Consider the following 12,616-nt stretch of genomic DNA (forward strand, 5'->3'; position numbering starts at 1 on the left):
GGTGGGGTTAGGGCTGCAGGCGGTAGATGGCATTGGCTAGTGCAATGTCTTCCAGACCCAGACCGATCGAGCGGAAGAACACATGGCGATCGTAATCAGGGCGCAGGACTTTTCCGCTGAGCAGCTCAGGCAAGTCGCCGACAATCGCATTTTTATCCCAGCCATGCTGCTCGCCGGCTATCAGCATCTCGCCCGCCGAGCCGGGGGTGGTCACACGGTAGTCGCAGAATACCTGCATGTCATTGAGGCTCTGCGGCGGCACCTCGTGGGCGCGCGGCGCGTTTGTGCTGATTGAGGTGATCAGCGCCGGTTTGCCCAGGGTCGACGGATCGATCACCGGACCTGCGGACGAGGTGCAGAGCATGACGACATCCGCGTCGGTGATGGCGGCCTCGCGACTTTGCGTGATAGCCAGGCGCGGCTCGATACTTTTCAGCAGGCTCACCGTTTCTGCGTCTTCGCTCAGGCTTGGCGAGTACAGGCTAATGCTTTGCCAGTCGCGCAGGCCTTTCACATAATGCAGGTGCGCCTGGGCGACTTTGCCGCTGCCGATGATTGCCAGGCGGTTCGCTTTGAGCGGCGCGAGGGCGTCGACCGCCACCGCTGTGGTCGCGGCAGTCCGGGCGGTGGTCAGTTCGCCGGCATCACACAACAGCAGCGGCTGACCGGTCTGCATCGACATCAGCAAGGTCCATGCGGTCACCAGAGGGCCTTGATCGCGCACGATGTAGGGCGAGGTCTTGACCCCGTACACGCCATCTTCGGCCAGCACGCCCAGGTAATTGATGAAGTCGCCGGCACCCTGTGGAAATTCCACCAGTTGCTGCGCCGGTTGCACGGCTTGTCCGGCGGCCAGGTCACGGAACAGTTTGCGCAGGATCTGCGGTACGTCGACCTGCGCCAGCAACTCGCGGGCCTGGGGTTGGGTGATCACGTAGGGTGTGCTGGCCATGGTGGACTCCGGGCGTGGCGAGTAAACTAATTTGTCCATTATGGACTTTTCGTTATCGCGAGCAAGCTCCTGTTGAAAAAAAGCCAGACGAAAAAAAAGCGCAGTCCGTTTCCGGCTGCGCTTTTTCCTGCAAGTGGCCCGTTATGGCCGCTTGCGCTCAACCGCCCGCAACAGATGCGTCGGTGGTGTTTCACAGCTGATCTTGCGCCCCAGCTTTTCCTCGATGGCCGGTAGCTGGTAGGAGTCGTCTTCACCGGCAAAACTGATGGACACACCGTCGGCGCCGGCGCGACCGGTACGGCCGATGCGATGCACGTAGTCGTCCGGGACTTCCGGCAGGGTGAAGTTGATCACGTGGCTGATGCCGTCGATGTGGATGCCGCGACCGGCCACGTCGGTGGCGACCAGCACACGAATCTGGCCTTCGCGGAAACCTTCCAGGGTCTTGATGCGCTTGTGTTGCGGCACATCACCCGATAGCTGCGCGGCGTTGACGCCATCGCGCACCAGGCGTTCTTCGATGCGCCGCACTTCATCCTTGCGGTTGGCGAAGACGATGACCCGCTCCCAGCCGTTGTCGTTGACCAGGTTGTAGAGCAGTTTGTATTTGTCGGCACCGGCCACCGCGTAGATGTGCTGCTCGACGTTTTCGCTGGCCACATTCTGCGACTCGATCTCGACGATTGCCGGGTCGGTGGTCCATTGCTTGGCCAGGTTCATCACGTCTTCGGTGAAGGTCGCCGAGAACAGCAGGGTTTGACGCTCGTTCTTCGGCGGCGTCTGGCGAATGATCTGGCGCACCTGCGGGATGAAGCCCATGTCGAGCATGCGGTCGGCTTCGTCCAGCACCATGACTTCGACCATGTCCAGGTGCACGTCGCCGCGCTGGTTGAAGTCCAGCAGGCGGCCCGGGGTGGCCACGAGAATGTCGCAGTGGCGGGCTTCGAGGTGCTTGAGCTGCTTGTCGAAGTCCATGCCGCCGACGAACGTCATGACGTTCAGGCCGGTGTACTTGGTCAGGTCGGCCGCGTCCTTGGCGATCTGCACCACCAGTTCGCGAGTCGGGGCGATGATCAGTGCGCGCGGCTCACCCATGTAGCGCTCTTTCGGCGGCGGGGTCTGCAGCAGTTGGGTGATGATCGAGATCAGGAATGCCGCGGTCTTGCCGGTACCGGTCTGAGCGCGGCCGATGGCGTCTTTGCCGGCGAGGGTGAAGCCCAGCACCTGGGCCTGGATCGGCGTGCAGTACGGGAAACCCAGGTCCTGGATGGCGTGCATCAGTTCGGGGGCGAGTTTGAAATCGTGGAAACGGGTCTTGCCTTCCTGGGGTTCGACGACGAAGTCTTCGAGTTTCCAGGCAATGACCGGCGCCTTGGGCTTGGGTTCGCGGCGCGGTTTGGCGGGTTTCGGCGTTTCGCTGCGCGGTTGCTCGGCGGCGGTTTGCACAACTGGCTCGGCGGCCGCTGCGCTCTTTGGCTCGTGTTTCGGTGCCGCTACGGGGGCGCCCCGGCCAGGCTGATTACCGTCGGTGCGGTGGCTGGGGGTGTGAGACGGAGCGCTGGGGACTGGCGCGAGTTGCTCAGTCTCGCTTTTACCGAACATTTTCTTGAGTGCTTTGAGCACGGTCATCTCATCAATTGGTTAAGGAATGTACGCCGGCCAGTGTAATGCAAGAATCGGGCGCGGCGTAGTGGGATGGATCAAAGGGCGTTTTTAAACGTCGCTGTTTAGCGCAGGCGCTCGGCGAGCCACACGCCGATGTCGCGAATCTCCTCGGGTAACACTTCATGGCCCATTGGGTATTCCTGCCATGTCACGGTGACACCACGCTGCTTCAAATGCTCGTAGGCGGTCCGGCCCATCGAGTTCTGCACCACGTCATCGTATTGACCATGCAACGACAGCACCGGAATGCGCTGCTGGCTGGCGGACAGTTCCAGGTCATCGCTGAAGGTCGGCGCATAAGTAGAGAGGGCAAGTACGCCACCCAGCGGTCCCTGCCATTTCAGAAACGCAGTGTGTAGAACCACGGCGCCGCCCTGGGAAAAACCTGCCAGGAAAATCCGCGAGGCGTCTATTCCGATGGCTCGCTGCACGTCGATCAAATTAACGATCCGCTGTGAGGACTCTTCCAGCTGTTCACGGTTGATCGCGCGCGCCGGGCTCATGGCCAAAATGTCGTACCAGCTCGGCATCTCGTAGCCACCATTGATAGTGACAGCGCAGGTCGGTGCCTGAGGGAAAACGAAGCGCGTGGTCAGCAAGTTTTCCTGTAACGCTTCGGCCACCGGCAGGAAGTCGTAACGGTCGGCGCCAAGGCCGTGGAGCCAGATGACGCAGGCATCTGCGGGCTTGACGGGTTCAAGAATCAAGGGCTCGGTCATGGTTGCTCCAATTTTGTGCGGGCGCCCTCATTGAGTGCGAGGTCTGAGGGCGCCTCTGGTTGATCAGTTACGAAGATGTCGCAAGGTTACAAGTTTTGCTATTGACCTGTCGCTTAACCGCTTTAGCAGCCGGTGTGGTACGGGCTTTGCTATGGGGAAGCGGTGCAACGCATCTCGCGCCTGGCGGTAACACTATCAGTGTACGACTGGCCGCGGGATAGCAAAAAATCCGGTAATGGATGTTCGCCAGTGGCCGCTACGGGCTTCGCGAACGTGAAAGGGCTACAGCCCGTTCGGCCGATTGGTGAGAAGTGAGTTGTCCTTTATGTGGATTTTCTCCTACTAGACTCATGGCTACGGTCCTACGTCGGTTGACCCTAAAAAAAGCCAACACGGGTCACCAACGCCTCAAAAGGGTGCGACTGGACTCACGCTCCGACACAACAAGAGCAAAACTGGAGGTTTGAATGAAGATGTTGAAATCCACCCTGGCAGTCGTGACTGCAGCCGCGGTACTCGGCGTCAGTGGGTTCGCTCAGGCGGGCGCGACCCTGGATGCAGTACAGAAGAAAGGTTTCGTACAGTGCGGCGTCAGCGATGGCCTGCCTGGCTTCTCGGTTCCGGATTCCACCGGCAAGATCGTCGGCATCGATGCTGACTACTGCCGTGCTGTAGCGGCTGCCGTGTTCGGCGACGCGACCAAGGTCAAGTTCAGTCAGTTGAACGCCAAGGAGCGCTTCACCGCGCTGCAGTCGGGCGAAATCGACATCCTGTCGCGCAACACCACCATGACCAGCTCTCGTGACGCGGGCATGGGTCTGAAATTCCCTGGCTTTATCACTTACTACGACGGCATCGGCTTCCTGGTCAACAACAAGCTGGGCGTCAAGAGCGCCAAAGAGCTGGATGGCGCGACCATCTGCATCCAGGCCGGCACCACCACCGAACTGAACGTTTCCGACTACTTCCGCGGCAACGGTCTGAAATACACCCCGATCACTTTCGACACCTCCGACGAGAGCGCCAAGTCGCTGGAATCCGGTCGTTGCGACGTGCTGACTTCCGACAAATCCCAGCTGTTCGCCCAGCGCAGCAAGCTGGCTGCGCCAAAAGACTACGTGGTTCTGCCGGAAACCATTTCCAAGGAGCCACTGGGCCCGGTCGTGCGTAACGGCGACGACGAGTGGCTGGCTATCGTGCGCTGGGTTGGCTACGCCATGCTCAACGCTGAAGAAGCCGGCATCACCTCGAAGAACGTCGAAGCCGAAGCCAAGGGCACCAAGAACCCGGACGTCGCTCGTCTGCTGGGCACCGACGGTGAATACGGCAAAGACCTGAAAGTGAAGAAAGACTGGGTCGTACAGGTCGTCAAGCAAGTCGGTAACTACGGCGAAGTGTTCGAGAAAAACCTCGGCAAGAGCACTCCACTGGAAATCGACCGCGGGCTGAACGCCTTGTGGAACGCTGGCGGCATTCAATACGCACCACCAGTGCGCTGATGGTTCTATCACCCGGTGGGCCAACCACCGGGTGATGTTCTGTTCCATTATTTGCGGGGCACTTCATGCAAAATTCAATCGGCGCACCAAAGCAGAGGCTCAGCCTCAGCGATCCACGAGTGCGTGCGTGGGTATTCCAGATCATCACGATTATCGCGGTGGTCTCGCTAGGCTGGTTTCTGTTCGACAACACGCAAACCAACCTGCAACACCGGGGCATTACCTCCGGTTTCGACTTTCTGGAGCGCAGTGCCGGGTTCGGCATCGCTCAACACCTGATCTCCTACACCGAAGCGGACAGCTATGCCCGGGTGTTTGTCATCGGCTTGCTCAACACCTTGCTGGTGACCTTCATCGGCGTGATCCTGGCGACGATCCTAGGCTTCATCGTCGGTGTGGCAAGGCTGTCGAAGAACTGGATCATCGCCAAAGTGGCGACAGTGTATGTGGAGGTCTTCCGTAACATTCCGCCGCTGCTGCAGATCCTGTTCTGGTACTTCGCGGTGTTCCTGACCATGCCGGGGCCGCGCAACAGCCACAACTTCGGCGACACGTTTTTCGTCAGCAGCCGTGGCCTGAACATGCCGGCCGCGCTGATGGCCGACGGTTTCTGGGCGTTCGTGGTGAGCGTCGTGGTGGCCATCGTCGCCATCGTGTTGATGAACCGCTGGGCGACCAAACGCTTCGAAGAAACCGGCGTTCCGTTCCACAAGTTCTGGGTCGGCCTGGCCTTGTTCCTGGTGATCCCGGCCCTGTGCGCGCTGATCTTCGGCGCGCCTGTGCATTGGGAAATGCCGCAGCTCAAGGGCTTCAACTTTGTGGGCGGCTGGGTACTGATCCCGGAACTGCTGGCCTTGACCCTGGCGTTGACGGTGTATACCGCGGCGTTCATCGCCGAGATCGTGCGTTCGGGCATCAAGTCGGTCAGCCACGGCCAGACCGAAGCAGCCCATTCGCTCGGCCTGCGCAATGGTCCGACGCTGCGCAAGGTGATCATCCCGCAAGCCCTGCGCGTGATCATTCCACCGCTGACCAGCCAATACCTGAACCTGGCGAAGAACTCCTCGTTGGCGGCCGGTATCGGTTATCCGGAGATGGTGTCGCTGTTCGCAGGAACGGTGCTGAACCAGACCGGCCAGGCGATCGAGGTGATTGCGATCACCATGAGCGTGTACCTGGCGATCAGTATCAGCATTTCCTTGCTGATGAACTGGTACAACAAGCGCATTGCGCTGATCGAGCGGTAAGGAAAAGCGCATGAGCACTCATACCTTCAAACCTGACATGCCTCCACCGAGCCGCAGCATCGGCGTGGTGGCGTGGATGCGCGCGAACATGTTCTCCAGCTGGCTCAATACCCTGCTGACCCTGTTCGCGTTCTATCTGATTTATCTGGTTGTCCCGCCGATCCTGGGGTGGGCGATCATCGATGCCAACTGGGTCGGTACCAGCCAGGCCGACTGCACCAAGGAGGGCGCCTGCTGGGTGTTCATCCAGCAGCGCTTTGGCCAGTTCATGTACGGCTACTACCCGGTGGACCTGCGCTGGCGCGTGGACCTGACCGTGTGGCTGGCGGTGATTGGCGTGGCGCCGTTGTTCATCTCGCGCTTCCCGCGTAAAGCGGTGTACGGGCTGAGCTTCCTGGTGGTGTACCCGATCACTGCCTGGTGCCTGCTGCACGGCGGTGTGTTCGGCCTGGCCGAAGTGGCGACCAGCCAGTGGGGCGGCCTGATGCTGACCCTGGTGATCGCCACCGTCGGTATTGCCGGTGCATTGCCGCTGGGGATTGTCCTGGCATTGGGGCGTCGTTCGAACATGCCGGCGATTCGTGTGGTCTGCGTGACCTTCATCGAATTCTGGCGCGGCGTGCCGTTGATCACGGTGCTGTTCATGTCCTCGGTGATGCTGCCGTTGTTCCTGCCCGAAGGCATGAACTTCGACAAACTGCTGCGGGCGTTGATCGGTGTGATCCTGTTCCAGTCGGCCTACGTGGCTGAAGTGGTGCGCGGCGGTCTGCAAGCGATCCCTAAAGGTCAGTACGAAGCCGCAGCAGCAATGGGCCTCGGTTACTGGCGCAGCATGGGCCTGGTGATTCTGCCGCAAGCCTTGAAGATGGTGATCCCCGGCATCGTCAACACTTTCATTGCGCTGTTCAAGGACACAAGCCTGGTGATCATCATCGGCCTGTTCGACTTGCTCAACAGCGTCAAGCAAGCCGCCGCCGACCCGAAATGGCTGGGCATGGCCACTGAAGGTTATGTGTTCGCGGCCCTGGTGTTCTGGATTTTCTGTTTTGGTATGTCCCGCTACTCCATGCATTTGGAACGTAAGCTGGACACAGGCCACAAGCGCTAAAGCAGTACCTAATTTAGGAAGTTTTGTGATGAGCGAAGCAATCAAAAAGCCTGTGAGCCCTGAAGGCATTATTCAGATGCAGGGCGTGAACAAGTGGTACGGCCAGTTCCACGTGTTGAAAGACATCAACCTGAACGTCAAGCAAGGCGAGCGGATCGTCCTGTGCGGCCCGTCGGGTTCCGGCAAATCCACCACCATCCGTTGCCTCAACCGCCTGGAAGAACACCAGCAGGGCCGCATCGTGGTCGATGGCGTGGAACTGACCAACGACCTCAAGCAGATCGAAGCGATCCGCCGGGAAGTCGGCATGGTGTTCCAGCACTTCAACCTGTTCCCGCACTTGACCATCCTGCAGAACTGCACCCTGGCACCGATGTGGGTACGCAAGATGCCCAAGCGCAAGGCCGAGGAAATCGCCATGCATTACCTGGAACGCGTACGCATTCCGGAGCAGGCGCATAAATTCCCGGGGCAACTGTCCGGTGGTCAGCAACAGCGTGTGGCGATTGCCCGTGCGCTGTGCATGAAGCCGAAAATCATGTTGTTCGACGAACCGACTTCGGCACTCGACCCCGAGATGGTGAAAGAGGTACTGGACACAATGATCGGCCTGGCTGAAGACGGCATGACCATGCTCTGCGTGACCCACGAGATGGGCTTTGCCCGCACCGTGGCCAACCGCGTGATCTTCATGGACAAGGGCGAAATCGTCGAACAGGCTGCGCCGAACGACTTCTTCGACAACCCGCAGAACGAGCGCACCAAGCTGTTCCTGAGCCAGATCCTGCATTGATCGAAGCCAGGCAATAAAAAAAACCGGACATTGGTCCTAATGCTCTTCACTTAAGAAAACCTTTAGGCGGGCAAGAAATCTGTAGCGAGGGGATTTATCCAAGTTGGGTCGCGAAGCGGCCCCAGCTTCCGGCCAAACAAACTGAATTGTCCGGATTGGCGACTGCTTCGCAGCCGAAAGGGAATAAATCCCCTCGCCACAAATGTGGGTGCCCGTGCTTTAGTGAACAGCATTTCGCGTATGCGAGGCCTATTAGCTGGCGGAATTACGCGGCACTTCCTGTTCGGGAAGAGGGCCTGCCCCCCCCGGCACCAGCCGGCAGGGAGTGTCGGAGTCAGCATGGTGCAAATTGTAGGGGTTTCGTTTTCGGCAGTCTGGTTTCTTCTGTCAGGCCTTAGCCTGAACCTCTTGCGACTAACGCCACTTCAATCCGTCCTCGATGACCTGGGTATTTAGTCCTACAAAAGTGCGCGCTCGGTTAGATGTCAAAATGCCACTAGTTAGCTACAATCCGGAGCGGCCAATGATGGCCGAACCACATGGAAGCGCACTATGAAAAGTCGGATGGTGGTAGGAGGTTTTGCGGTCGCAGCAGTGTTGGGTCTACAAGGTTGCGCGAGCATTGTTGGTGATACGCGATATCCAGTAGCTGTATCCAGCGCACCGGCAGGCGCATCTTTTGAAATTACGGATAAAAGTGGTCAGGTCATCCATTCCGGTAACACCCCCAGCACCGTGACCCTGAAGTCTGGAAACGGTTACTTTTCAGGTCAGACCTACAATCTGAAATTCAAGAAAGAAGGCTATCCAGACAAATCCGTCGAGCTGGATTCCGGCCTCAGCGGCTGGTATTGGGGCAACATCCTGATTGGTGGACTCATCGGCATGCTGATCGTTGACCCACTGACTGGCGCCATGTACAAACTCCCCGAGAGCGTTTCCGCCGACATGGGCAATCCTGTCGCCGATACTGCGACTGTCGGCCTGAGCATTGCCTCAATTGATACCTTGACCACTGCTCAGCGCCAGATGTTGATTCCTCTCAACTAAATCTCGGTAGGTCAGAAACGAAAAAGCCCGGCGCAGAGTCGTAATGCTGTTCACTTAGCATTTGAGTCCAAGCCGGGCTTATCCGAAAATCCGATGCCAGACCTATGCCATCGGTTTTTTTATGTCTGTTCAACAGGACCTGCTCGACCTCGGCGAGCTTTTCAACTGCTGCGAACAGAGCACCTTTACCCAAAACACCCCATTGAGTGGGTAGCGTCTGCGCTGGATCTTTCCAGTCAGGCCACCATTCGCCGACGCCGCCTGCCCGCTGACCAAGTGCTTTGGCTGGTGCTCGGCATGGCGCTATTTCGTGACGAGCCCGTTCACGAGGTGGCCGGACGTTTGAACATTTGCGCCCACGGCCCGGCCTCCGACCACCTGTTGGCGCGCTGGCTTACAACGTGATTCGTCGAGAACCCAGTCAGGCGGCGGTGGCGTTTGGTCGAGCACCCTCGGACATCCGTTTCAAACCGGCCTGCCAGTACATCGCCGTCCAACTGATCGTGATGGCAGCGGCCAACACTGTTTCGGCGACAGGGAGGCGATTGGCTGAATTAAGGGCGGGTATCGGAGGTTGTTTCTGGATCACTGCCCAAAGCTTTCGAGGCCAGGGACGGTGAAGATGTCAAAAACCCGGTTTCCAGTTGACCGTAAGGCTGCTCCGCTTAAGTGAAGAGCATTACGGACATTGGTCCGGGTTTTTATTGCCTGTCGTTCAGCTGCGTCTCAGGTCGCCATTCGCGCCCCGGCGAGACTGCCGCTCAATTCATACGCCGCCAATTCCGCCTGATGCGCCGCCAACAACTCCGGCAACGAGCCGCGCAGGTACTCCACCCAGGTCTTGATCTTCGCATCCAGGTACTGCCGCGAGGGATAGATTGCGTACAGGTTCAGCTCCTGCGAGCGGTACTTGGGCATCACCCGCACCAGCGTACCGTTGCGCAAGCCGTCGATCGCCGCGTACAGCGGCAGTACGCCGACGCCCATGCCGCTGGTGATCGCGGTTTTCATCGCGTCGGCCGAGTTCACCAGAAACGGCGAGCTGTTGATGGTGACCATTTCCTGGCCGTCGGGACCGTCGAAGGCCCATTTTTCCAGGGGGATGACCGGGCTCACCAGGCGCAGGCAGGCGTGGTTCAGCAGGTCGCTGGGTTTTTGCGCGCAGCCGTTGGCTTTGACGTAGGCCGGTGACGCGCAAACGATGCTGTAGGTAATCCCCAGACGCTGGGAGACGAAGCCAGAGTCCGGCAGTTCGCTGGCGAGCACGATGGACACGTCGTAGCCCTCGTCCAGCAGGTCCGGCACGCGATTGGCCATGGTCAGGTCGAAGGTCACGTCCGGGTGTGTCTTGCGATAGCGGGCGATGGCGTCGATCACGAAGTGCTGACCGATGCCGGTCATGGTGTGCACCTTGAGCTGCCCGGCCGGGCGCGCGTGGGCGTCGCTGGCCTCGGCTTCGGCTTCTTCGACGTACGTCAGGATCTGCTCGCAGCGCAACAAGTAGCGCTTGCCGGCTTCGGTCAGGGCGATGCGTCGTGTCGTTCGGTTGAGCAGACGGGTTTGCAGGTGGGCTTCCAGGTTGGAGACCGCGCGCGAGACGTTGGCCGTGGTGGTGTCCAGTTGCACGGCGGCGGCGGTGAAGCTGCCGGCCTCGGCCACGTAACTGAAGGCGCGCATGTTTTGCAATGTGTCCATGGGGTGCTCTCGGGTTCGATGGCAAATTGTGACACGAAGTTTCAGGGGCCGAGACCCCTACAAAGGGATTATCGCGTTAACGGTAACAAAGATTCACAGGAATCCCAGCTTATCGCCATTCCGGGCGCCCCATAGAATTGCACCGATCCTTGTAGGAGCAAGGCTTGCCCGCGATGGCGTCACCGCGGTCATTCAGATTCACCGCAGCGATACCATCGCGGGCAAGCCTTGCTCCAACAGGATCCTCTTTCTTCATCAGGAATTTTCAGCAGTGCCGCGTCGCATCAGCAGAGCGCTTCAGCCGCTCAGTGTTTTGGCTTTATCCCTGGCAATCAGCGGCTGCATCGGAACCGCAGGTATTGCCCCGCAGGGCAAGGCACTGAAGGCCAATGCACTGGCCACCGACGACGCCATCCAGAGCGCGGCCCAAGATGCGCACTGGCCCACCGCCCAATGGTGGCAGGCCTATAACGACCCGCAACTCAACCACTGGATCGATCTCGCCGAGCAAGGCAGCCCGAGCATGGCCATGGCGGCGGCACGAGTGCGTCAGGCCCGGTCCATGGCCGGGGTTGCTGAAGCCGCCGAGTCGTTGCAGATCAATGGCGAGTCCACCCTCAAGCGCCATAACTGGCCCACCGATCAGTTCTACGGCCCCGGTGAGCTGGCCAACAGCACCACCTGGGATAACAACGCGGCGCTGGGCTTCAGCTACGCCCTCGACCTCTGGGGCCGTGAAAGCAATGCCACCGAGCGCGCCGTGGACATGGCCCACATGACGGTCGCCGAAGCGCGTCAGGCGCAGCTCGAATTGCAGAACAACATCGTGCGCGTCTACATCGAACTCTCGCTGCACTACGCGCAACGGGACATCGTCGAAGCGACATTGAAGCAGCAAGAGCAAATCCTCGATTTGGCGCAGAAGCGTTTGAACGGCGGCATCGGCACCCATTTCGACGTCAGCCAGGCCCAGACGCCTCTGCCGGAAACCCACCGTCAGATCGATGCGCTGGACGAAGAAATCGCCCTCAGTCGAAATCAACTGGCCGCACTGGCAGGCAAAGGGCCGGGGGAGGGGGCGCAGTTGCAGCGGCCGACGCTGTCGCTGGGCGCAGCACTGAAACTGCCGTCGGCGCTGCCGGCGCAATTGCTCGGTCAACGCCCGGACGTGGTTGCCAGTCGCTGGCAAGTCGTTGCGCAGGCACGGGGCATCGATGTGGCGCAGGCCGGTTTCTACCCGAACGTCGATCTGGTCGGCAGCCTGGGCTATATGGCCACCGGCGGCGGGGCCCTGGAGTTTTTGACCGGCAAGAAACTCAACTACAGCGTCGGCCCGGCCATTTCGCTGCCGATCTTCGACGGCGGGCGTTTGCGCTCGGAGCTGGGTGAAGCCTCGGCCGGTTACGACATCGCCGTGGCCAAGTACAACCAGACGTTGGTCAACGCGCTGAAAAACATCTCCGATCAGTTGATCCGCCGCGAGTCCATGGACAAGCAGCAGGCCTTCGCCGCCGAGTCCGTGGCCACCGCGCAGAAGACCTATGACATCGCGATGATCGCTTACCAGCGCGGGCTCACCGATTACCTGAATGTGCTCAATGCACAGACGCTGTTGTTCAAGCAGCAGCAGGTGCAGCAGCAGGTGCAGGCTGCACGCCTCAGTGCCCATGCCGAACTGGTGACGGCGCTGGGTGGCGGGCTTGGTGCGGGTAACGATGTGCCGAAAGACAGCCAGACCGCCGCCCCGAAAACCCCGAGTCTTTTGCGGTGAACACACCTGTGGGAGCGAGCTGTTGTGGTGAGGGGATTTATCCCCGTTGGGTCGCGAAGCGGCCCCAAAATCTGTCATCTCGTTACATCAGGCACACCGCACTCTCTGGTCCTGCGG

10 protein-coding genes and 1 pseudogene are annotated in these 12,616 nt (G+C 59.8%); 7 read left to right on the forward strand and 4 right to left on the reverse strand.

All coding sequences use genetic code 11. The annotated features are described in order from the left end of the window. Nucleotides 1-7 precede the first annotated feature (7 nt). The 3 genes from ACA058_RS04315 to ACA058_RS04325 all read right to left on the reverse strand — a co-directional run bounded on the left by ACA058_RS04315 (nt 8) and on the right by ACA058_RS04325 (nt 3,336). Nucleotides 8-952 carry an ornithine cyclodeaminase family protein gene (locus ACA058_RS04315; RefSeq protein ID WP_497639858.1) on the reverse strand — a complete coding sequence of 315 codons (945 nt, stop codon included), beginning with the start codon at nt 950-952 and terminating at the stop codon, nt 8-10. Between the two features lie 141 nt (nt 953-1,093). After that, entirely contained in the window at nt 1,094-2,581 is a 1,488-nt protein-coding gene (rhlB, locus tag ACA058_RS04320) for an ATP-dependent RNA helicase RhlB (RefSeq protein ID WP_497638004.1), read from the reverse strand. 98 nt (nt 2,582-2,679) lie between these two features. Then, nucleotides 2,680-3,336: an alpha/beta hydrolase gene (locus ACA058_RS04325; protein WP_497638005.1), complete on the reverse strand. Its 657-nt coding sequence runs from the start codon at nt 3,334-3,336 to the stop codon at nt 2,680-2,682. A 467-nt stretch (nt 3,337-3,803) separates the two neighbouring features. Between ACA058_RS04325 and ACA058_RS04330 the strand changes: the two genes are divergently transcribed. The 6 genes and pseudogenes from ACA058_RS04330 to ACA058_RS04355 all read left to right on the forward strand — a co-directional run bounded on the left by ACA058_RS04330 (nt 3,804) and on the right by ACA058_RS04355 (nt 9,706). After that, nucleotides 3,804-4,835: an amino acid ABC transporter substrate-binding protein gene (locus tag ACA058_RS04330; protein ID WP_180205772.1), complete on the forward strand. Its 1,032-nt coding sequence runs from the start codon at nt 3,804-3,806 to the stop codon at nt 4,833-4,835. Between the two features lie 65 nt (nt 4,836-4,900). Further along, nucleotides 4,901-6,082, forward strand: a complete 1,182-nt coding sequence (locus ACA058_RS04335) for an amino acid ABC transporter permease (RefSeq protein ID WP_497638006.1) — start codon at nt 4,901-4,903, stop codon at nt 6,080-6,082. 10 nt (nt 6,083-6,092) lie between these two features. Next, nucleotides 6,093-7,190 carry an amino acid ABC transporter permease gene (locus ACA058_RS04340; protein ID WP_497638007.1) on the forward strand — a complete coding sequence of 366 codons (1,098 nt, stop codon included), beginning with the start codon at nt 6,093-6,095 and terminating at the stop codon, nt 7,188-7,190. Nucleotides 7,191-7,218: 28 nt separating this feature from the next. Then, nucleotides 7,219-7,983 (forward strand): amino acid ABC transporter ATP-binding protein, encoded by a 765-nt coding sequence (locus ACA058_RS04345; protein WP_150603734.1) that lies wholly within the window; start codon nt 7,219-7,221, stop codon nt 7,981-7,983. Nucleotides 7,984-8,535: 552 nt separating this feature from the next. Further along, on the forward strand, nt 8,536-9,033 hold the full coding sequence (locus tag ACA058_RS04350) for a hypothetical protein (RefSeq protein ID WP_497638008.1): 498 nt from the start codon (nt 8,536-8,538) through the stop codon (nt 9,031-9,033). Between the two features lie 121 nt (nt 9,034-9,154). Continuing rightward, nucleotides 9,155-9,706: pseudogene (locus ACA058_RS04355) on the forward strand (transposase domain-containing protein). A 53-nt stretch (nt 9,707-9,759) separates the two neighbouring features. Here the strand turns inward: ACA058_RS04355 and ACA058_RS04360 are convergent. Beyond that, a complete protein-coding gene (locus ACA058_RS04360; RefSeq protein ID WP_497638009.1) occupies nt 9,760-10,728 on the reverse strand; it encodes a LysR family transcriptional regulator in 969 nt (322 codons plus the stop codon). A 271-nt stretch (nt 10,729-10,999) separates the two neighbouring features. On the opposite strand from ACA058_RS04360, the gene ACA058_RS04365 reads away from it, so the two are divergent. After that, the gene (locus tag ACA058_RS04365; RefSeq protein ID WP_497638010.1) at nt 11,000-12,499 is read left to right on the forward strand and encodes an efflux transporter outer membrane subunit; all 1,500 of its coding nucleotides are present in this window, start codon (nt 11,000-11,002) and stop codon (nt 12,497-12,499) included. The last annotated feature ends 117 nt before the right edge of the window (nt 12,500-12,616 follow it).

This window comes from Pseudomonas sp. LBUM1649 (genome assembly GCF_059716155.1).